The following is a 19,789-nucleotide window of genomic DNA, read 5'->3' as shown; positions in this document are numbered from 1 at the left end:
AGGAGACTCTGAGTGGACTACCGTAAGATCATTAAAGAAGTCGGGCGTGGTAAGAACCATGCACGCGATTTGGATTTTGACACCGCTCGTGGCTTATATGCTCATATGCTCAGAGGTGAAGTGCCGGAACTGGAACTCGGCGGTGTGCTGATTGCGCTGCGTATCAAAGGTGAAGGTGACGCAGAAATGCTGGGCTTTTATGACGCAATGAAGCATCACCTGATCTCCCTGACGCCACCGGTTAATAAGCCGATGCCTATCGTTATTCCTTCTTATAACGGTGCACGCAAACAAGCCAACCTGACACCGTTGCTGGCGATGTTACTCAACCGCCTCGGTTTTCCGGTGGTAGTGCATGGTGTAAGCCATGATCCAACGCGCGTTTTAACAGAAACGATTTTTAAGCTGATGGATATTGAGCCGACGCTGCATGCGGGTCAGGCGCAAGCCCAGTTGGATACACATCATCCGGTCTATATCCCAATCAGTGCGCTTTGCCCGCCAATGGAAGAGCAGCTCGCCATGCGCTGGCGGATGGGCGTGCGCAATAGCGCCCACACGCTCGCCAAACTGGCCACACCGTTTGAAGAAGATGCTGCGCTGCGTCTGGCAAGCGTTTCACATCCTGAATATGTCCCGAAAGTGGCAAAATTCTTTGCTGATATTGGTGGGCGCGGTTTGTTGATGCACGGTACGGAAGGGGAAGTGTATGCCAATCCGCAACGCTGCCCGCAGATTACGCTTATCGACACATTAGGCACGCGCATAGTCAGCGAGCGTCAAACGGAAGTCAGTGACGAAGAAGTGGTGCTGCCTGTCGGGAAAGATCCGGAAGTGACAGCCCGCTGGATTGAACGCTGCGTTGCAGGCGTGGAACCTATTCCGGACTCATTGAAAACACAAATGGCTTGTTGCCTGTTGGCGACCGGTGAAGTTGCAACCCTTGAGGATGGCTTAACCCGCGTGAATCAGGTCTTCTGACTCGTGACTGTTTAACGGGAAAGAGGCAAAAAAAAGCCCGCGGTAAATGGCCGCGGGCAACAAGGGTCATACAGGGTGGAGCAGTGCTCCAAAACAATGAGAAGTCATACCGGGCAGTAGAGCAGGATTACTTGTAGATAACCGCAGTACCACTCATTTTGCCGTTGGTGTTAGCAGAAGTGATTGAATACGCTGTTGCGCCTGCAGCTTGTGCTTTTTCAGCCAGTTTTGCTTCCAGGCCGTCAAGAGTTGTTGCGTCGTCTGCTGAAACCACGCCTACTTTGTTTAAGTTCTGAGCTTCAACAGGATTGATAGATTGTACAGCGAACGCGCCGAAAGAAAGAGTAGAAAGGGCGATGGCGGCTACAGCATATTTGATGGTTTTCATAGTTAATTTCTCGCAGGTTATTCTGTTTAAGGTGACGTTGTTCCGTCGATGTGATTATGGTCACACTTTTGAGCAGAATAATAAATCGAATAGAATTGACCGCCTTGTTCAAAAAATTTGAATTAGAGTTAACTCATTGAAAACAAAAATGATTAGCTTGCGAATTATTGTTGCGCTTTGTATATCCTTGTCTCCTCTTTGTATACCGCATCTATTGCTACTTTTTTTGTCAAAAAATAAAACGGCCTCCTGATAGGGAAGCCGTTATTACAAATACCCCGGGGACAAACTATTCATACTATTTATAAATAGTCGCGGTTCCAAACATGCGTTCGTCACCGCTGGCAGAGTTAACCACAAAACCTTTTGCACCTTGTTCTTTCGCTTTCTCTCCAAGCTTAGCTTGTAGATCGTCAAGATTTGCCGCGCCAGAGACAGAAACCGTGCCAGCCGGGCGAAGTTGACTGGTGTTGACTTCAGAGAGTGGGTCAGCGGCCAGAGAAGCAAACGGTAATGCCGTAAGGGTGACAACCGCAGAAAAATACAGCCATTTTTTCATAATCACATCCTCTCACTTTAGGGGTGCTGGTTAAAAAAACACCAGCATTAAAAGTGTAGGTGTAATGCAGTAATTAAAAGGCGCAAAAAACTGATGAACTTAAGCTCATTTTTTGAACAACATTACTTGACGAAATTCTTACAAATCATATGGATACAGGCTCATGATTTCGTTGGTTTTATCGTGCGTCGGGGCGAGTTAAGTCAAAACGATGGGCTTCATCAATGGTGTAATAAGCCGATGGCCCGCCTGCGCGCAGCACCGGTTTTGCCAGTGCGGTCTGGTAAATGCCCTCTTTAAGCAGGGATTCATCAATGTGAACCGCCACAACTTCCCCTAACACAAGCCAGCTATTGATAGCCGTCCCGTCAGCACCGGTTAGCTGAATACATTGAGACAAGCGGCACTCGAAATTGACCGGACTTTCTGCCACCAGACTGGCTTTGACTTTCCGTCCTGCCACCGCCGTCAACCCGGCACGGGTAAATTCATCTTCACCGTGGGGGAGGGAGGCAGAGGTTTCATTCATCTGTTCGGCCAATTCACGCGTCGTCAGGTTCCAGACGAACTCTTTGGTCTCAAGAATATTTTGTACGCTGTCTTTCCAGCCGCTGCTGGCGAAACCAATAATCGGTGGGCGATAATTAAAACAGTTAAAGAAACTGTACGGCGCCAGATTGCGCTGACCTTGCTGATTGTAAGAAGCAATCCAGCCAATAGGGCGAGGGCCGATAATGGCGTTCAACGGGTCGTGCGGCAAACCATGGCCGTCGGCAGGTTCGTAGTAATAGCGTTTCGCGGACATAAGACCTCATTCAGTGATGAAATTGGCGTGGCGTATTTACCCCGCAGGCTTCACAGAGTATCTTACGCGCCCACACAAGGAGAAGCCGAATGAAAACCCCTGCCACCACTAAACCGGGTTTGCACCCACGCAACCGTCATCGTAATCGTTATGATTTCCCGGCGCTGACGCAAAGCAGCCCGGCTCTGAGTGCGTTTTTACGCCCAGGCCCACATGGCGATACTACGGTTGATTTTGCCGACCCGTTGGCAGTTAAAGCGCTGAATCAGGCGTTGTTGGCGCATTTCTACGGTGTGAAACAGTGGGATATTCCAGAAGGTTTTCTTTGCCCTCCGGTGCCAGGGCGTGCCGATTATATTCATCATCTGGCGGATTTACTGGCAGAAGGCCACGATGGCGTGGTGCCTGCACAGGCTTCGATATTGGATGTCGGCGTTGGCGCGAACTGTATTTACCCACTTATCGGCCAACATGAGTACGGCTGGCGCTTTACTGGCACAGATGTGGATCCCGAAGCTGTGCGTAATGCGACAGCAATTATTGATGCAAATCCTGGCCTGTCGCGCTTGATTCGTGTGCGTCGCCAGAAAACGCCAACCGCAATTTTACCCGGCGTGATTCATAAGAATGAAATGTTTGATGCCACACTGTGTAATCCTCCGTTCCACGACTCAGCGCAAGCCGCACGCAGTGGCAGTGAGCGCAAACGCGTTAACCTCGGTCAGGACAAAGATGGTGCGTTGAATTTTGGTGGCCGTGAGCAAGAATTGTGGTGTGAAGGTGGCGAAGTGGCATTCGTTACTCAGATGGTTAACGAGAGCAAAGCGTTTGGCCGCCAGGTGCAGTGGTTCACTTCACTGGTGTCCCGAGGCGAAAACCTGCCGTTGATTTATCGCGTGTTGCAGGAAGCGGGTGTCGAAAAAGTCGTGAAAAAAGAGATGGCCCAGGGTCAGAAACAGAGCCGTTTCATTGCCTGGACCTTTATGAACGACGCACAGCGCGCTCGTTGGGCCGCTACGCGTTACAAATAGTTATACCGTAGGATTTGCAGGTGGCAGCATCCCCGCCGCTGCCTGCGAATCCTGTAGCGCCTGAGAGGCATCCGCCCCAGGCTGCATCACTTGCACCGTTTGCACTGGCGGACGAATGCCTGCCGCATCGAAGTGTTTCTTGACCATCCCATCTAATGCGAATCGCACCGACCACTGTTTTAGCGGCTGGGTGGTGAATGACACGCGCACCGTGAAGGCCTGATTGGTCAGCCCGACAATGCCTGCGAATGACGGCTCACCAATGACCAGCCTGCGAATCTCTTCTTGCTCCATCAACTCCTCAACCGCTTCTTTGAGGATACGATTGGCTTTATCGACATCTTCCTGGCGATCGACATCATAGTTCGCCACAAACGATCCAATGCCGCGGACAAAGTTTGCGAAGGTGGTTATCGAGGACCACGGAATAATGTGATAGGCCCCGGTGTCCTGGCGCACACCAACCGAACGAATCGACATGCGCTCGACACTGCCGGTAATCGGCCCGATGGTGACTAAATCTCCGGTATTCATTCCATTCTCAAACTGGATAAAGACGCCAGTAATAATATCTTTCACCAGTGTTTGTGCACCAAAACTGATGGCTAAACCTAGCGCGCCGGCACCGGCCAGCAATGGCGCAATGTTGACGCCAATCTCGGACAGCAAAATCATAATGGTAATGGTGCTAATCACCACCGCCAGTGCGTTTCGAAAGAGAGTCAGCAGCGTGCGAGTACGCGCACTGGGCATCGGACGGCCATGAATATCAGAAGCCAGGCGGTTTTCAATCAGGCTCGCCAGCAGCGTCCAGCCGACGGCGGAGAATAACAAGATAAGAACAATGCGGATCAGAATGTCGATGGTCTTCTCACCGGCATCGTTGGAGATCCACGCCCACAAATCAAACAAGTCCCAGGCATTCAGCAACATCATTACTGCGACGCAGACGGTCAGAATACGCGCCAGTTTTAAGGCGGCGGAAATCCAGCCATTCAACCGATTTTGCAGTTCGGGGTAGTGGCGTTGCACTTGCGGCGAGAGGGTGATGGTTTTTGCCAGCCACCGTGACAACATCCCCGAAATAAACGCAGCAATGCTGATAATGGCCAGGCTGTGCAGTGAGGCGGCCATCATCCATTTCAGGCTGTTGCCGGGGTCGAAGAGCGAGAAGAAAAACAGCACCACAAAATAGAGGCCAGCCAGCCAGTGCCAGACCAACGCGAACGCGCGAATAAACAGGCTAAAAAATGCCAGAGAATGATCGGCCAGTTGAATCAAACTTTGTTGAATTTGGCGCTTGTTATGAGCAATCAGATACAGCGCCCACAGCGTAATGCACAACATAAGGATAACGTTGGCGATGGCGCCCATTTGCACACTCACCTGATTGGAGATAATCGGCACTGCCACTAAAATTCCGTAGCCAATCAGGCTACTTAAACCGGCCAACCGAATATTCCAGTAGCGGGCGCGCATCTCGGAAATCGGGAATGGGCGCAGGTCAGGGAAGCGCGGGCAGAAAATCAAACGCAAAATCGCTTTGAAGAATTCGATAAGCGCAAAAGCATTGAGGAACAACCCTTGCTGGCGAGCGATAGTGCGATTACCTGCGTTCATCATGTCACTGAAAATTTGCCCAACGAAAAGGGTTAATGCCAGCAACAGCAAATCAATAATAAACGCAGTGATGATCATCAGCGGCAGCTGGAACCAGTTCGAACGGTCACGATTCTTTTTGCGTCCCCATTTTCCCATCCGTGACCAGACGGGTGTCATGCAGGCGCGAATCAGCAGATAGAAGGCGAAAACTGACACCACCAACAGCGAAAAATGGGTCAATGCGTTATAAAAGGTCTGCTGATTGAATGCTTTATGCGGGGTGCCAATGATATTGCGGTGCAATTGAGCGAAGCGGTGCGCGAGTTCACCCCCGTAATAACGGCTCAAATCGGTGACATTCTCGAGAACGGTTTTGTCTTCGCTAAGTTGTTCTGGTGGAACGATGGCCGGCACCGGTTCTGGCGCAGGGGTGGCGGCAACTTTGCGTAACTGCCCAATCAGTTCATTGCGCGACTGCGAGTTGTCTAACACATCGGCCAGCGCAGAATAGGCTTTCTTTTTTTCTTCGAGATTAGGCTCGGCGGGTGGCGTGCCAGAGTTTTGTTGGGTGGATGCAGCAACGGCAGCTGTCGGGAGAGACACAGCCTGTGACGGGAAGCTAAACATGCACAGCAGAAGCAAGAGTAGCGGCACAGCGTTCCTCCGGACTGGATAGTCAGACAAAGGAATAAGTATAGAGCGCCAAGAGGGGGGGATGAGAAAACGGGATTAATCTGGTGTGGCGTTAACGATATCTATGACGTTGAAAAACGGCGGGCAAACATGCGCTTACCCGCTTTATAGGACTTATTATGACACGTGCTGCAAGAATTCCTGCAAACGCTGGCTTGGTGGGTTCTCAATCAGCTCTTGCGGGTTACCATCTTCAGCGATGCGGCCTTTATCAATGAAGATCAGGCGCGAGGCGACTTTGGCGGCAAATCCCACTTCATGGGTTACGATAACCATCGTCATGCCTTCTTCTGCCAAGTCCTGCATAACTTTCAATACTTCGTGACGCAGTTCTGGGTCAAGCGCTGAGGTAGGCTCATCAAACAGCATCATTTTCGGCTTCACTGCCAACGCACGGGCAATCGCCACGCGCTGTTGCTGGCCACCAGAAAGCTCTGATGGATAGTGATGCGCGCGTTCGGCCAGACCCACTTTTGCCAATAGCTCTTTAGCCAGTTTATCGGCGTCATCTTTTTTCAGACCACGCACGCGAATCGGACCAAAGGCGACGTTTTCCAGCGCGGTCAGGTGTGGGAACAGATAGAACTGTTGGAACACCATACCCGCTTCCTGACGAATCAGGCGCTCGTCAACTTTCGGGTCATTCACTTTCAGACCATCAACAAACAGGTCACCGCTGGTGATGTCTTCTAATTTGTTGATGCAACGCAGCAGCGTAGATTTACCGGAGCCTGATGGCCCGATAATCACCACGACTTCGCCCTGTTTAATGTTCAGGTCGATGTCATGCAGCACCTGGGTTTTGCCAAAGTGCTTAGAAACGTTTTTAAATTCAATCACAGGATTTTCATCCTTCTTTCAAGGCGACGCAGCACGAAGCTCAGCACCAAAGTAATAATCAGATAGAAGACCGCAACGGCGCTCCAAATCTCTAACGCACGGAAGTTCCCTGCAATAATTTCTTGCCCTTGACGGGTCAGCTCCGCAACGCCGATAACGATAAACAGCGACGTATCTTTAATGCTGATAATCCACTGGTTCCCCAATGGTGGCAGCATACGACGCAGGGCCAGCGGCATAATGACGTGGCGAATGGTTTCGCGCTTGGACAGGCCAAGTGCAAGACCGGCTTCCTGGAAACCTTTATGAATCGACAGCACCGCACCACGGGTAATTTCCGCAATATAGGCGCCGGAGTTGATCATAATAGTCACGACTGCTGCGGAGAACGGGTCGATGCGCAAGTCAGGGACTGCCATAGGCAGCGCGAAGTAAATGAACATCACCTGTACGACAATAGGCGTACCGCGGATGATTTCAATGAAAGCTAATGCGATGTGGTTGGCAATCCAGCCGCCGTAAGTACGGGCGAAACCGGCTACCAAACCGATTATCAGACCACCAAATAACCCGATGACCGAAATCAGCAACGTCATTTTGGCGCCTTCAATCAAAAGCGGGATTGCAGGCCAAATGGCACTCCAGTCGAACTCCATGATTAATTCCTATTATTAACCCTTCATACTTCAAGCTGCATCTTTGTTGGCTGCCATCACTCACCCGAATCACTGACTTGTGTAAGCTCATTGGGACTTGCTCTTTTGCCGCCGCGATGCCACTCGAATTATTTAGGTTGTTATATCGTGGTTCAAAAATAGCAGGGGCGAAAATGGTCGCCCCTGAGTCACACATGAAACTTTAGAATTATTATTTTGGTTCAGAGCCGAACCATTTTTTGTAGATTTCGTTGTACTTGCCGTTCTCTTTCAACGTTTTCAGCGCGCCGTTAACTTTGGTACGCAGGTCATCGCTGCCTTTAGGGAAGGCGATGCCGTATTGCTGTGCTTCCAGAGACTCGCCCACAGCTTTGAACTTGCCCTGGCCTGCCGTCTTGATGAAGTACAGAATGTTTGGTGTGTCGTGCAGTACCGCGTCAGCACGGTTAGTGCCCAGTTCCATGTATGCGTTATCGATGTTCGGGAACTGACGCAGGTCTTTAGTTTTGATGTTGGCTTTCGCGTAATCAACAGAACCCGTACCGCTCTTCACTGCAACCACTTTACCGTCGAGATCTTTTACGTTTTTAACGGTGTCATTATCTGCTTTAACCATCAGCAGCAGGCCGCTTTTGTAGTAACCGTCAGAGAATTCGATCGCTTTTTTACGTTCTTCAGTAATGGTAATACCTGCCAGTGCCAGGTCGATATTTTTAGTTTGCAGCGCAGGAATAATGCCGCTGAAATCCATAGGCTTCAGGGTGTAATCCAGTTTTAATTCTTTTGCTACTGCATCCCATAAATCGATATCAAAACCGACGTATTTGTCGCCTTGTTTAAATTCAAAAGGAACGAATGCGGTGTCGGTCGCAACGACCAGTTTCTTATCAGCGGCGTGGGAAGAAACCGCAAAAGCCAGGGTGAGTGCAGCCAGTGAAACTTTTAAAATCGACTTCATAGCATTTCCTTGTTTGTCCATGGGGCAATCCCCTGCATCAGTAAGCCATAACATGGAAGAATCATGCCAGGTTTTCAACTAACTGTTTTTGCAAGGATGTGAATATGTAACATTGCACAATAATGGTTGCAAGCCAGTTAAAATGCACTGTTATGGTGCCCTGTTTTGGTGCATATGATCAGAGGTGATGTTGACGCTTATTTTTACCGCATATTGAGGCGGTAAAACAATCATCTGTTAACGATTGTGTGAAGTGATTATTACAAATGGGTAACTTTTGCGGCAGGGATGAACAATTTAATGCGCTAAAATGGTGCAATCATCCCCCCGTAGACGGGAGGATGAAGTGACAAATCACGAGCAATTATTCGATATTTGACTCGATAAACCACAGGAATTTGTCCAGATCGCGAGACGCGGCAGTCAGAATATCGGCCGTATCTTCGTCTTTGGCTTCACCAATTGCCTTACGCACATCGTTAGCCACGATAGCGTAACGATCAGCCAACTCTTTCAGATGATCCTGAACCGAGTGGATATCCAGCGGGTAACTTTTCAGTGGTGTTTTACTGTTAATGACCTGAGTGGTACCCAGCGCAACACCTCCAAGTTGAACGGCGCGTTCTGCCATAGTATCGAGATGGTCAGTGAGTGCTGTGCGGAAACCGTCAAGCATTTCATGAACAGCAATAAAATTTGCACCACGCATATTCCAGTGTGCTTGCTTGGTAATCAACGACAAATCAATGAACTGGATGACCTGGCGATTGAGCAGCTCAATGGTGGCTTTCTTTTCGCTATCCGCAACATCGTTACGGGTATACAGCAGATTGGTAGATTTGGTTTTTACCAGTTTAGCAGTAGTCATAATATTTCGTCCTCTTGATGTTATGTCCAATGAATGACCGGAAATAAGTATAGCACCGGATTTCATTTCCACTGGAATGGGTAATACCTATCAGATAAATAGCAATTAATTAATGGTTTTTACTAACCAGTTGTTAGTTAATGATTTTTGTTTTTTGTTGCAGCAGATAAATGAAATAAACCAAGCATGCTTGTTTAATGGGGATAATTCTTATTTTCTGAAGTGAAGAGCGAAAAATATATGGGAGGAGCGGGGGGTATTCACCGCAGTAATAACAACCACGGTAAATAAAAAGGCAGGTTAATTGATATCGACGTGAGTAATCTGCGTTTCACGCTTAAGAGTCAGCGTGGAACCGACTGAGGCAGCAATAATTGAAAGCAGTGCAAGCCATTGAACCAGAGTCAGATGCTCGCCAAGAAATAACATCCCTGACAGTGCTGCGAGCCCGGGCTCCATACTCATTAGCGTACCAAAGGTGCGCGTCGGTAAACGCGTGAGCGCGATCATTTCTAGCGAGTAGGGCAGCGCTGTCGACAACACCGCGACGCCCAGACCTAACGGCAGGAGTGACCAATGCCAGAGAAGTTCGCCTGCCTGCCATGCGCCAATAGGCACAAAGATAATTGCCGCAATAAGCGAACCGAATGCCACCGTTGCCGGTCCATGATCGACACCGGCTTTCTGCCCAAACACGATGTATATCGCCCAACAAGCCCCAGCTCCCAACGCATAAGCGGCACCCGCTAAATCGACATGCGAAATTGACTGCCCCAGTGGTAACAAGAACCAAAGGCCCAGCACCGCTAAAATCACCCAGATAAAATCTACCGCACGGCGTGATGAAAACAGCGCTACGGCAAGTGGGCCGGTGAACTCAAGAGCCACGGCAATTCCGAGTGGCACAGTCTGAATAGATAAATAGAACAGGTAGTTCATGCCGCCAAGCGCCAGCCCGTACATCAACAAAGGGATGCGTTGCTCTGTTTTGAAATGTAATTTCCACGGCTTAAAGACCACCACCAGAATCAGTGTTCCTAGCGCCAGACGTAAAGCTGTGACTCCCGGTGCTCCGACCAACGGGAAGAGCGATTTTGCAAGTGATGCGCCACTTTGAATGGATGTCATAGCAATCAAAAGAACAACGATGGGCAACCATATGGGGGTTTTACGTGGTGGTAAGGGCATCCTGCATCCTGTCAGTATCTATTTAAGTAAATAGGGTCAAAGTGACTCCAGTGTAAATGAATAAGTTATAGCTGGTTGAGAATTCATTGAAAAATATAATGACCAGATGCAGTAACATAACTGCGTGATTGCATAAGATTTGTTCAGAATTGTTTAAGAATTGTCTGGATGATTATGTTGCAATTCATGTCAATAATCAGGGTGGTTTACGGTAAAAATCCTATTAATTTAATGACATAGAATGTAATGGAAATGATCCGTTACAGGAAGGGATTCATTAGACAACGTAAATGTCGAAGAGTTTCTGACACAATTTTGATATATTAAAAACTTAGATGTTACTTGAAGTACATTTTTTGAGGTGGATTATGAAAAAAATTGCATGTCTTTCAGCACTGGCTTGTGTTCTGGCCGTTTCCGTTGGTACCGCATCTGCAGCAACTAGCACCGTAACGGGTGGTTATGCGCAAAGCGATATGCAGGGCGTAGCTAACAAAGCTGGCGGTTTCAACCTGAAATACCGTTACGAAAATGACACCCCGCTGGGTTACATCGGTTCATTTACTTACACCGAAAAAGACCGCTCTGAAAATGGTGTTTACAACAAAGGCCAATACTACGGTATCACTGGTGGTCCTGCTTACCGCATCAACGATTGGGCAAGCATCTACGGTGTAGTGGGTGTTGGTTACGGTAAATTCCAGACCACTGCTGGTCGCCTGGATAAAACTGACACCAGCGACTACGGTTTCTCTTACGGCGCAGGTATGCAGTTTAACCCAATCGAAAACGTAGCACTGGACGTTTCCTACGAGCAGAGCCGCATCCGTAACGTTGATGTTGGCACCTGGATCGCAGGCGTGGGTTACCGCTTCTAATTTCACTTCTTTCTCGAGTGAAAATAAAAATCCGCCCATGTGGCGGATTTTTTATGTCTGTCGTTTGAGTTAACGTGTTTTCGTTTCAAACACATCCGTCTGAAGGTGAGTATAGTCCACCTTATTGAGCTTAAAGTTGGTGATGTAGGTTGTCCCCGCATTTTGCTCAGAGATGAACTTGTACTTCGGTGTTAACTCTTTGGTTTTAATCCCTGTCCACGCCGAGAAGAAATTCAGGAAATCATTTGCTGAACGGCGCGCTTTTATCTGGCGATGTACTTTATCGTCACTCGATAGCACCATGAACGGAACCTGGAAATTTTGTTGGAACCCGTCACCATGCGCCAGATACTGCGAATCAGTACCGCGTTCTTTGACTGCCAGACCGTGATCAGAGAAGTAAACCATCGAGAAACTCTCTCCGCTATTTTGTAGCTGTTGGTAGAGTTGTTTCAGCAAATCGTCGGTTTGCGTCATGCTGTAGAGATAACAAGACGTCTCTTTGGACTGGACGAAATCTTTGTATTTACCTTCCGTACGATCGCATGCTTGCGGATGCGAGCCCATCAAATGCAGCACAATTAACTGTGGCGTGGTTCGCTGTGTGGCGAACACCTGTGCCGTCATCTTTAGTAAGGCTTCGTCACGGGTATTTTTATCTGCTTCAAAATTACCGCTTTTCAGGAACTGCACTTCATCGGCACGTTTTGCGATGCTGGCAATGGCAGTGTCATATTCACCAATTTGCCCCTGATTCGAGAACCACCAGGTCTGGAAGCCTGCGCGGTTTGCAAGTGTAATAATGTTGTCTTGATATTGTGGTTTGCCGTCAATCACACGGTTGAGCGTCATACCCAGCGATTTCTGTGTTGAGCCGCTGGCGGAGACATAATCCATAAACAGATTGCCCTTCACCTGGCTGGCAAACGGGGTGTTATCCCAATAGCCACCGAATGCGCCTAATGCATCGCGTCGCGCGCTTTCACCAATCACTACCACGTAAGTCTGATACTTCGGTTTAACCGCCAGCACATTCCAGGTGTCCTTCATTTGTGAAAGGGCCTGCATGCTCGTTTGCTCATCAATGACTTCTTGGTTATTAACCACAACATCTTTAACGAAGCGGATTATCGGGTAGCCAGAATCTTTGATTTTAAATACGCCGCCGTTAGCCAGGTGTTGTACCGGAGCGACAAAGAAACACACCACGCTGACGACCAGGCATAAGCTATCAAAATGGCACCAGAGGCGTTTTTTCGGCGTGACTTTACGGCGCAAAGCAATAACGCCAAGCGCCAGAATAAAGACCGACACCAAATAGCTGTACCACGGGAAGATAGTCATCAGTTCCGTGGATTCTTCGAAGTTGGTCGAGTGCAGGGCCAGCAGGGTATTAAAGTTTGGCGAGCCGTAGGCCTGGCCAAAAGGGAAATACGATGCAGCAATCAGGCTGCAAATCGCCAGCAAACCTTTTTGTAATTTGGGTGCGCTATGCCACAGCAGCAGTAATACGCAACTAAATGCCACTGCATACAGAATGCTAAATTCGTAACCGAGTGCAAAGTTAATCAGTAGAGACTGAAGGAAATAAAAACCAGTCCACGGATTGAGCGCAACTGCGCGAGTCGTCAGGGTATCTTTAACCGTTGAATTCATGTTTATCGAGATCTACTAAACGCCATGCGAAAACCCTGGCGACGAGGGTAAGAAACTGCCTGACAGACGGAAAAGAAGGGAGGCTGGACCGCATTTGCGAGCCGCTTCATGTGCAGGGCTGCAAGAAGATAGAGCGGTATGATAAGAAGATCAACTGATAACAGAAATGTGTTTTGCGAAGTAGATTGCAAATCCGACAAAAGGTAGGGGTAAAGTGCCTTAACGCAAAGTATTTACTGAATCTATTGAAATTAATTGTTACAAATTAAGGAGGGCGGCTGCCTACGGTTGAGGTTTTTCGCCCTGCTGTGGTTTCCCGGAAACCCAATCACACAACATATTGAGCAGCATTAGCCGCACTTGAAACGGGGAATGTGTAAACACGCTCATACACCTCTTAAATTCACTCATTTTTCCTCCTGTTCACTTCTGCTGCCCTTAATTCCCTTTAGGGCTGACTGCATTACATACAGATATAGCACAGGCTATATTGTATAGCTATTGCTAATTCGTTAAATTTTTGTGCATCCGTGATGCTGGTTTACAATGGGGCCGAACGTCGTCATTGGACGATACCGCGCCACTGCATGAGGAAGCATCATGAGCCGTACGACTGGCCAAAAAAACAAACAGAAAGTGACGCAGTTGGTAAACGTTGAAGAGCATGTCGAAGGCTTTCGGCAGGTGCGTGAAGCGCACCGTCGTGAATTAATTGATGACTACGTTGAGTTGATTTCAGATTTGATTCGCGAAGTGGGGGAAGTGCGCCAGGTAGACATGGCGGCGCGACTCGGTGTTTCTCAGCCAACTGTTGCAAAAATGTTAAAAAGACTCGCCTCGGTTGGGCTTATTGAGCAAATTCCGTGGCGCGGTGTGTTTCTGACTGCCGAAGGCGAAAAGCTGGCGCAAATTAGCCGGGAACGTCATCAGGTGGTTGAAAACTTTTTCCTCGCGTTGGGGATTAGCCCGGAAACCGCAAGGATTGACGCCGAAGGGGTGGAGCATCACGTGAGCGAAGAGACCCTGGCAGCATTTCGCTTGTTTAGTGAGCAGCGAGGATTTAAGTAGGAATGTTGTTAACCCTGGTTCGTCCATTTGCTCGCGATCGATTCCTTCATCTATTGCTTCTTACGGGTGTCGTACTGAGTTTTATCGCACCTTTTCATCCAACACTTTGGGTTAATGCCATTGATTGGCACACCATTATTACGCTTGCGGGCTTAATGATGTTGACCAAAGGCGTGGAGTTGAGTGGCTATTTCGATGTGCTGGGCCGTCGTATGGTGAAACGCTTTGATAATGAGCGAACACTTGCCCTGTTTTTAGTCAGTGCGGCGGCAGTGCTTTCAACGTTTCTGACCAACGACGTTGCACTGTTTATTATCGTGCCATTGACCATCACGCTGAAAAAAATGTGCGCCATTCCCATTAACCGACTCATTATCTTTGAAGCGTTGGCGGTCAATGCAGGCTCAATGCTCACGCCGATTGGTAATCCGCAGAACATTTTGCTGTGGGGGCGTTCGGGCTTAGCTTTCGGTGAGTTTAGCGGTCAAATGGCTCCACTGGCGTTGGCTATCATGCTCAGCCTGTTGGCGCTTTGTTGGTTCTGTTTCCCCAATAAAAAACTCATTTATCAAAGCCATGATAAAAGACACGACTGGCAGCCACGTCTGGTGCTCAGTTGTGTGGCGCTGTACGGGGTATTTATTGTTGCGCTGGAGCTAAAACAAGAAATCTGGGGGCTGATGGTCGTGGCCGTGGGTTTTCTGGTGCTGGCCCGCAGAGTATTGCTGAGTATCGACTGGAGTTTGCTGCTGGTGTTTATGGTGATGTTTATCGACGTCTACCTCATCACGCAACTCCCAGTGTTACAAAACGCATCAGCAGGCATCAATCAGCTTTCAACCGGGGGTTTATTCGCGTTGGGAATCGGTTTGTCGCAGGTGATGAGTAATGTTCCTTCGACCATTTTGCTGCTCAATTATGTTCCCGCTTCGATGTTGCTTGCTTATGCTGTGAACATTGGCGGCTTCGGCCTGCTACCCGGTTCGTTGGCAAATCTCATTGCCTTACGTATGGCAAACGATCGTCGCATCTGGGTGCGTTTCCACTTCTATTCATTGCCCATGTTATTGTGGGCGGCAGTGGTAGGTTACGGTTTGTTGCTGCTGCTTAAACAGCTATAGGCCGCATGACTGCCGAGCAAATGCAGTGATAGGGTGGATTAGCGTCAGCGACCTCCACCCGTTTATGCAGCCTTAGCATCACACGTCAAACGGCGCTTCTTTTTTCAGTACTTTTTCAATCACATCCAACACACCTTGCTGGTTGCAATGTCCTGCCTGATAAGACGCAATGTGTTTAATCTTTTCCGGAGCATTGGCCATGGCAAAGCCATATCTGGCCTGACGCAGCATTTCAATATCATTACCGCCATCGCCAAATGTCACGACTTCGCTGTCATCGATACCCCATTTTTCTTGCAGTATCCGCAAGCCATTCGCTTTATGAATGCCTGGAATTATCAGGTCAATCGAGCCATGACCACTGGAAACTGGCACCATAATGCCTTCGAACTGTTCTGCCAGCGAACTCATGGTCCCTTCTAACAAACTGTCCGGCAGATTCAGGGCAAATTTAAAGAACACATCGTCGAGCCTGGAGAAATTGTCGACTAACTCAAGACGGTGGTAGTACATGCGGGCCAGTTTTTTGAACGTATCGTCATAGCTATTCAGGGTATAGCCGTTGTGCTTGCCACAGGCGATGATCTCCACATGCGGCAGTGTCAGAAGATGGTCGATAACCGTGTTGAACTGCTGTTTTGTCAGCTCACCGTTAAAGGTATCCTGGCCTTCACTAACCACCCAACCGCCATTATCGGCCACGAATGAAATCTCATGGGCAATTTCCGGGAAAAATGAAATTAACTGGTAATACTGGTTGCCACTGGCGACCACGAACCGAATTCCTTGCTCTTTCATCTGCGCATAAAGCTCAGCAAAACGTCCGCGGTTGTACTCTTTATTATCGTCCAGGAAGGTGCCATCCATGTCGACGGCTATTAATTTCACACTCATCGAATTCTCCGTTGAATTAGCTCGGGTACAAGATTTGTAGGTTTAGCGACGGCTTTCGCAACCAGGGCTGCAACCACCATCAAACTCAATACGACTAACATGGCCAGACGTAGGCCGTAATGTTCGCCGAGGAAGCCCAGCAGCGGTGGCCCCACCAGGAACGCAATATAACCTGAAGCTGCAACGACACTGACGCGAGTTGCCGGGTCAGGCCCGGTATCGCCCGCAGCAGAGATGGTGAGTGGGAAGCCGAGTGAAGTCCCCAATCCCCACAGAATGACGGAAATGCCAGCGACCACGGTATTATCGACAAAAATGATTAAACCGATGCCTAAAATCCCCATCACCGCACAGGCGCGAACCACCGCCACACGGCTGTAGCGGTCGATAAACCAACCGCCGGTAAAACGGCCCACTGTCATGCCAAGCGTAAAGCCGACATAAATCATTGAACCGGATGTGGGGCTAAAACCATGCCCGTCGACCATCAGCAGTGGCAACCAGTCATTGGCAGCACCTTCTGCAAACGCCATCGCCAGCACAATAGTGCCAATCAACATCAGTTGTAGGTCTTTATAAAAAGGTGGGTGCGGCTCGTGTGCATCAGCTGAATTCGCATCGGCATTGTCTTTTCCTACGCCATGGGGGATAGCGGTTATGGCGATAACAATCGGCGTAATCACGATGAAGCCAATCACCAACAGATGCCCATAAGCGGCGATGTTAAAGGCCGTCAGGGCCATGCCAATCCCCGCACCAGCCAGCGTGCCGAGGCTGTAAAAACCGTGCATCATTGGTAACACGGTCTTTTTCAGCAGCCCTTCCACAATGGCACCTTCTACGTTCATCGCCACTTCAGACGAACCCAGCCCGGCACCTAAAATCGCCAGCCCCAGCGCAAACAGCCACGGGGACGAAACGAACAGCCCAACCCCCATCACCAACATGCCGGTGACCATTAGCGTCATACCGCTGCGGATAATATTGCGTGTACCAAAACGCTTAACCAGCCAGCCAGAACAGAGAATGCCGCTCATCGAACCAATCGACAGACCAAACAATACAATACCCATCCCCGCGGTTGACACACTGAGCGTGTCCCGAATGGCTGGAGTACGTGTAGCCCAGGAGGCCATAACAAGGCCAGGCAGGAAAAAGAAGGCGAATAATGCCCAGGTACGACGTTGTGTCGCTTTACGTTGGCTAATAGCGGCAGACATGGAGATACCGGTTGGCGGTGAATGAGAATGACACTAGCAAGATTGTGTACATTTGTACACATTGCCTGGTAAACTCTTTTTAGTCCGGTTTAAACGAGCGAAAACCATGAGTAAAGCCACACGCCGCAATGATCCCGACAGACGTGAACGCATATTGCAAGCGACGCTAGATATGCTGGTCGAGCACGGCATTAGCCATATTACCCACCGTAAAATTGCCGAGTCAGCAGGCGTTTCGTTAGGGTCGATGACCTATTATTTCGACGGTATAGAATCATTGCTCAGTGAGGCATTTACGCAATTTGCCCACCAGATGTCAGATGAGTATCGTGCACGAATGGAACGCTCACGTAATCGCGCTGAAGCTTGCGAAGCCATCGTCGATATGATTTGCGGCGAGAAAATTGCGACCTCCTATAACCTGCAAGTGATGTATCAACTGTATGCTTACGCCAATCGTAATCCACAGTTAAAAATCATCATGCAGGACTGGATGTGCCGCAGCCAACAAGTGCTGGAAGCCTTCTTTGACCCGATAACCGCCCGAACTCTGGATGCTTTTATCGAAGGCATGACGTTGCACTATGTGACTGACAGGCATCCGTTAAGCCGCGAAGATCTCAGCAGAATGCTGGCAAAAATTGTGGGATAAATTTGGCAGGTGATTTTTTGCCTGTTGTTAGGTAGAGTTTGAAGCAACTTGTTAATGTGAGTCTCTTACCAATGTAGTTGTTCCCTTCGCAATAAACACAGCTTTAAAACCGACGAATCGTCGGCGACTTCTTTGTGCTTGTTGATAAGGGATAACACATGTTTTTTCTCATTCTGCGTACGCTTCGCCAGCATCGCTGGTTTGCCCTGCTTGGGGCGGCATTGCTCCTCTCTTCTGTCGGAAATGGTCTGACTTATGTCATTGTTTTTGGCAAGCTCCTCGCACTCGAGGCGAAACCCTCAGTACTCACATTTGCCTATATTCTCGCGTTAGCGCCTGGTTTTCCGGGAAGTTTTCTGGCAGAGAAACTGCTCACCAAAATTGAACCTATCCCGGTTATGATCTTGTGTGAAATCATTGGTCTGGCTGGGCTCGCATTGCCTGCATGGTCATTATTTAGCGATAACCTGATCCTGTTGCTTTCAAGCCAGGCGGTGGCGGCTTTTGCGGGCGGCATGATGGTGCCAGTATTAAGCCAGACATTAAAAAGTGGGCTTAAACCCGCTGAACTACCCGCTGCGTCTGGCCTGGAGACGTTTATCTTTGCGGCAAACGTCATTCTTGGCATCGGTATTGGCACGTTGCTTTATGGACACATGGCGGCAGCCGTCATTCTCACACTGGATGCGATGAGTTTTGTTCTCGCTATCGTGTTGCTGTTCGCGGCAAACAGGGCATATCGGCCTGTCAGTACACCAGAAAGTGGGGCGGTTTTATCCAACCTCCATTGGCGAGAACTCACGCAGTTACAGCGCCGCAGCCTGCTGTTTCTCCCGGCAATCGCGTTCGTTGGCGCGCCAGCAATGGCGCTATTGCCTGCATTGGCACCAAACTTTAGCGGACAAACTTCTGACTCTGGATTGATGTTATTACTGGCTCGTAGCGTGGGGCAGCTTATCGGCCCGTTGCTGCTGTCTGAAGCACAGTTGCAGCGCCAAACGGGGAAGCTCAATGTGCTTATCCTCTCGCTTGCACTGTTTATTTGCTGCTACGCATTAGTCTCAATCACTGATAAGCAATGGCTGGCTATGTTATTGATAGTCTTGGCGCATATCTTTACCAACATCGTCTACGCGCTGGCGACGCTAAACATCATGCAGACTTTTCCTGCCTCGATAACCGGCAGAGCGATGGCAAAAGCCTGGCGAACCCAACTGATTGTCACCTTGATTGTGCCTGTAATAGCAGGAATTGCCGCTGATACTTATGACCCGGTATGGGTGTTGTACCTCAGTTCTGGCGGTGGGTTTGCAGTGATGATTTGTGTGTTGGCAGCGAATCATTTTGTCGGGCGAAGAGAGGGAACGGCTTTGAATCTTAAAAAGAGTGGCTAATTCCCTGTAGTCGCAACAGGTGTTAATCAGGCAGTAAGGGCAGGGGAGTACCAACCTTTACCGCCTATTTTTAGTCGAGAGTGGTACCCGCAGTCATATTGACCACCGTTGCCGTCATTGCACCTGCATGATCCGATGCCAGAAATGTCATCAGCTCGGCAATTTGTGAGAGTGTTGGCAGACGTTTCAGCATGGTGCTTTGCGCAGCCCCTGCCACCCACTGTTCCACCGTCAAACCCGCTGCTTGTGCCTTTGGTGCGAACACTTCACCGGTATAGGAACCGGCCTGCACAGCGCCGACTAACGCGTGCGAACGCACACAGATGACCCGAATATT

General features: G+C 49.2%; 20 protein-coding genes and 1 pseudogene. 7 read left to right on the top strand and 14 right to left on the bottom strand.

Annotated features, from left to right (window positions below; translation table 11 throughout):
* Positions 1-12 precede the first annotated feature (12 nt).
* A complete protein-coding gene (ybiB, locus tag VJY99_RS15470; protein WP_324120009.1) occupies positions 13-981 on the top strand; it encodes a DNA-binding protein YbiB in 969 nt (322 codons plus the stop codon).
* A 127-nt stretch (positions 982-1,108) separates the two neighbouring features.
* Here ybiB and ybiJ read toward each other — a convergent pair whose 3' ends face one another.
* The 3 genes from ybiJ to VJY99_RS15455 form a co-directional block, all read right to left on the bottom strand.
* Positions 1,109-1,369: a DUF1471 family protein YbiJ gene (gene ybiJ, locus VJY99_RS15465; RefSeq protein ID WP_324120007.1), complete on the bottom strand. Its 261-nt coding sequence runs from the start codon at positions 1,367-1,369 to the stop codon at positions 1,109-1,111.
* Positions 1,370-1,667: 298 nt separating this feature from the next.
* On the bottom strand, positions 1,668-1,928 hold the full coding sequence (gene mcbA / locus VJY99_RS15460) for a DUF1471 family periplasmic protein McbA (protein ID WP_324120005.1): 261 nt from the start codon (positions 1,926-1,928) through the stop codon (positions 1,668-1,670).
* A 178-nt stretch (positions 1,929-2,106) separates the two neighbouring features.
* Entirely contained in the window at positions 2,107-2,733 is a 627-nt protein-coding gene (locus VJY99_RS15455) for a flavin reductase family protein (RefSeq protein ID WP_324120003.1), read from the bottom strand.
* Between the two features lie 89 nt (positions 2,734-2,822).
* Between VJY99_RS15455 and rlmF the strand changes: the two genes are divergently transcribed.
* Positions 2,823-3,764, top strand: coding sequence for a 23S rRNA (adenine(1618)-N(6))-methyltransferase RlmF (rlmF, locus tag VJY99_RS15450; protein ID WP_324120001.1), 942 nt, complete (start codon positions 2,823-2,825; stop codon positions 3,762-3,764).
* On the opposite strand, the gene ybiO is transcribed toward rlmF, so the two are convergent.
* From ybiO to rhtA, 6 genes are all read right to left on the bottom strand, one after another.
* On the bottom strand, positions 3,765-6,020 hold the full coding sequence (gene ybiO / locus VJY99_RS15445; RefSeq protein WP_324120000.1) for a mechanosensitive channel protein: 2,256 nt from the start codon (positions 6,018-6,020) through the stop codon (positions 3,765-3,767).
* Between the two features lie 156 nt (positions 6,021-6,176).
* Positions 6,177-6,899, bottom strand: a complete 723-nt coding sequence (gene glnQ, locus VJY99_RS15440) for a glutamine ABC transporter ATP-binding protein GlnQ (protein ID WP_324119998.1) — start codon at positions 6,897-6,899, stop codon at positions 6,177-6,179.
* The gene (gene glnP / locus VJY99_RS15435) at positions 6,896-7,555 is read right to left on the bottom strand and encodes a glutamine ABC transporter permease GlnP (protein WP_324119997.1); all 660 of its coding nucleotides are present in this window, start codon (positions 7,553-7,555) and stop codon (positions 6,896-6,898) included. The genes glnQ and glnP overlap by 4 nt, the downstream gene beginning before the upstream one ends.
* Before the next feature lie 211 nt (positions 7,556-7,766).
* Complete coding sequence (gene glnH, locus VJY99_RS15430) at positions 7,767-8,513, bottom strand: glutamine ABC transporter substrate-binding protein GlnH (RefSeq protein WP_324119995.1); 747 nt, start codon at positions 8,511-8,513, stop codon at positions 7,767-7,769.
* A gap of 364 nt (positions 8,514-8,877) precedes the next feature.
* Positions 8,878-9,381, bottom strand: a complete 504-nt coding sequence (gene dps, locus VJY99_RS15425; protein WP_324119993.1) for a DNA starvation/stationary phase protection protein Dps — start codon at positions 9,379-9,381, stop codon at positions 8,878-8,880.
* Between the two features lie 300 nt (positions 9,382-9,681).
* Positions 9,682-10,569, bottom strand: coding sequence for a threonine/homoserine exporter RhtA (gene rhtA, locus VJY99_RS15420; RefSeq protein ID WP_324119991.1), 888 nt, complete (start codon positions 10,567-10,569; stop codon positions 9,682-9,684).
* Between the two features lie 368 nt (positions 10,570-10,937).
* On the opposite strand from rhtA, the gene ompX reads away from it, so the two are divergent.
* Positions 10,938-11,447, top strand: coding sequence for an outer membrane protein OmpX (ompX, locus tag VJY99_RS15415; protein WP_324119989.1), 510 nt, complete (start codon positions 10,938-10,940; stop codon positions 11,445-11,447).
* Between the two features lie 69 nt (positions 11,448-11,516).
* Here ompX and VJY99_RS15410 read toward each other — a convergent pair whose 3' ends face one another.
* Positions 11,517-13,103 carry a phosphoethanolamine transferase gene (locus tag VJY99_RS15410; protein ID WP_324119987.1) on the bottom strand — a complete coding sequence of 529 codons (1,587 nt, stop codon included), beginning with the start codon at positions 13,101-13,103 and terminating at the stop codon, positions 11,517-11,519.
* Between the two features lie 282 nt (positions 13,104-13,385).
* Positions 13,386-13,514 carry a manganase accumulation protein MntS gene (gene mntS / locus VJY99_RS15405; RefSeq protein WP_324119985.1) on the bottom strand — a complete coding sequence of 43 codons (129 nt, stop codon included), beginning with the start codon at positions 13,512-13,514 and terminating at the stop codon, positions 13,386-13,388.
* Between the two features lie 189 nt (positions 13,515-13,703).
* Here mntS and mntR point away from each other — a divergent pair, with 189 nt between their 5' ends.
* Together mntR and VJY99_RS15395 are read left to right on the top strand one after the other, a co-directional pair.
* Positions 13,704-14,171 (top strand): manganese-binding transcriptional regulator MntR, encoded by a 468-nt coding sequence (gene mntR / locus VJY99_RS15400; RefSeq protein WP_324119983.1) that lies wholly within the window; start codon positions 13,704-13,706, stop codon positions 14,169-14,171.
* A gap of 2 nt (positions 14,172-14,173) precedes the next feature.
* Positions 14,174-15,292 carry an SLC13 family permease gene (locus VJY99_RS15395; RefSeq protein ID WP_324119981.1) on the top strand — a complete coding sequence of 373 codons (1,119 nt, stop codon included), beginning with the start codon at positions 14,174-14,176 and terminating at the stop codon, positions 15,290-15,292.
* Between the two features lie 78 nt (positions 15,293-15,370).
* Here VJY99_RS15395 and VJY99_RS15390 read toward each other — a convergent pair whose 3' ends face one another.
* Both VJY99_RS15390 and VJY99_RS15385 read right to left on the bottom strand, forming a co-directional pair.
* Positions 15,371-16,186 (bottom strand): Cof-type HAD-IIB family hydrolase, encoded by an 816-nt coding sequence (locus VJY99_RS15390; protein WP_324119979.1) that lies wholly within the window; start codon positions 16,184-16,186, stop codon positions 15,371-15,373.
* A complete protein-coding gene (locus VJY99_RS15385; RefSeq protein WP_324119978.1) occupies positions 16,183-17,406 on the bottom strand; it encodes an MFS transporter in 1,224 nt (407 codons plus the stop codon). The genes VJY99_RS15390 and VJY99_RS15385 overlap by 4 nt, the downstream gene beginning before the upstream one ends.
* A gap of 106 nt (positions 17,407-17,512) precedes the next feature.
* Here VJY99_RS15385 and VJY99_RS15380 point away from each other — a divergent pair, with 106 nt between their 5' ends.
* Both VJY99_RS15380 and VJY99_RS15375 read left to right on the top strand, forming a co-directional pair.
* The gene (locus VJY99_RS15380; protein ID WP_324119977.1) at positions 17,513-18,058 is read left to right on the top strand and encodes a TetR/AcrR family transcriptional regulator; all 546 of its coding nucleotides are present in this window, start codon (positions 17,513-17,515) and stop codon (positions 18,056-18,058) included.
* A 158-nt stretch (positions 18,059-18,216) separates the two neighbouring features.
* Positions 18,217-19,452: an MFS transporter gene (locus VJY99_RS15375; protein WP_324119975.1), complete on the top strand. Its 1,236-nt coding sequence runs from the start codon at positions 18,217-18,219 to the stop codon at positions 19,450-19,452.
* 70 nt (positions 19,453-19,522) lie between these two features.
* Here VJY99_RS15375 and VJY99_RS15370 read toward each other — a convergent pair.
* Positions 19,523-19,789 (bottom strand): annotated as a pseudogene (locus VJY99_RS15370) (short-chain dehydrogenase); the annotation flags it as partial.

It is taken from the genome of Buttiauxella sp. (assembly GCF_035271705.1).
GTDB lineage: Bacteria > Pseudomonadota > Gammaproteobacteria > Enterobacterales > Enterobacteriaceae > Buttiauxella.
This window is presented reverse-complemented; position numbering and strand designations above follow the sequence as displayed.

What these genes read in the sequence shown, in the direction of transcription:
- VJY99_RS15395 (WP_324119981.1), top strand. Translation starts at nt 14,174, where the DNA reads ATGTTGTTAACCCTGGTTCGTCCATTTGCTCGCGATCGATTCCTTCAT.
- dps (WP_324119993.1), bottom strand. Translation starts at nt 9,381, where the DNA reads ATGACTACTGCTAAACTGGTAAAAACCAAATCTACCAATCTGCTGTAT.
- VJY99_RS15390 (WP_324119979.1), bottom strand. Translation starts at nt 16,186, where the DNA reads ATGAGTGTGAAATTAATAGCCGTCGACATGGATGGCACCTTCCTGGAC.
- VJY99_RS15375 (WP_324119975.1), top strand. Translation starts at nt 18,217, where the DNA reads ATGTTTTTTCTCATTCTGCGTACGCTTCGCCAGCATCGCTGGTTTGCC.
- VJY99_RS15455 (WP_324120003.1), bottom strand. Translation starts at nt 2,733, where the DNA reads ATGTCCGCGAAACGCTATTACTACGAACCTGCCGACGGCCATGGTTTG.
- ompX (WP_324119989.1), top strand. Translation starts at nt 10,938, where the DNA reads ATGAAAAAAATTGCATGTCTTTCAGCACTGGCTTGTGTTCTGGCCGTT.
- VJY99_RS15385 (WP_324119978.1), bottom strand. Translation starts at nt 17,406, where the DNA reads ATGTCTGCCGCTATTAGCCAACGTAAAGCGACACAACGTCGTACCTGG.
- mntR (WP_324119983.1), top strand. Translation starts at nt 13,704, where the DNA reads ATGAGCCGTACGACTGGCCAAAAAAACAAACAGAAAGTGACGCAGTTG.
- ybiJ (WP_324120007.1), bottom strand. Translation starts at nt 1,369, where the DNA reads ATGAAAACCATCAAATATGCTGTAGCCGCCATCGCCCTTTCTACTCTT.
- rhtA (WP_324119991.1), bottom strand. Translation starts at nt 10,569, where the DNA reads ATGCCCTTACCACCACGTAAAACCCCCATATGGTTGCCCATCGTTGTT.
- VJY99_RS15380 (WP_324119977.1), top strand. Translation starts at nt 17,513, where the DNA reads ATGAGTAAAGCCACACGCCGCAATGATCCCGACAGACGTGAACGCATA.
- glnH (WP_324119995.1), bottom strand. Translation starts at nt 8,513, where the DNA reads ATGAAGTCGATTTTAAAAGTTTCACTGGCTGCACTCACCCTGGCTTTT.
- glnP (WP_324119997.1), bottom strand. Translation starts at nt 7,555, where the DNA reads ATGGAGTTCGACTGGAGTGCCATTTGGCCTGCAATCCCGCTTTTGATT.
- mntS (WP_324119985.1), bottom strand. Translation starts at nt 13,514, where the DNA reads ATGAGTGAATTTAAGAGGTGTATGAGCGTGTTTACACATTCCCCGTTT.
- mcbA (WP_324120005.1), bottom strand. Translation starts at nt 1,928, where the DNA reads ATGAAAAAATGGCTGTATTTTTCTGCGGTTGTCACCCTTACGGCATTA.
- rlmF (WP_324120001.1), top strand. Translation starts at nt 2,823, where the DNA reads ATGAAAACCCCTGCCACCACTAAACCGGGTTTGCACCCACGCAACCGT.
- VJY99_RS15410 (WP_324119987.1), bottom strand. Translation starts at nt 13,103, where the DNA reads ATGAATTCAACGGTTAAAGATACCCTGACGACTCGCGCAGTTGCGCTC.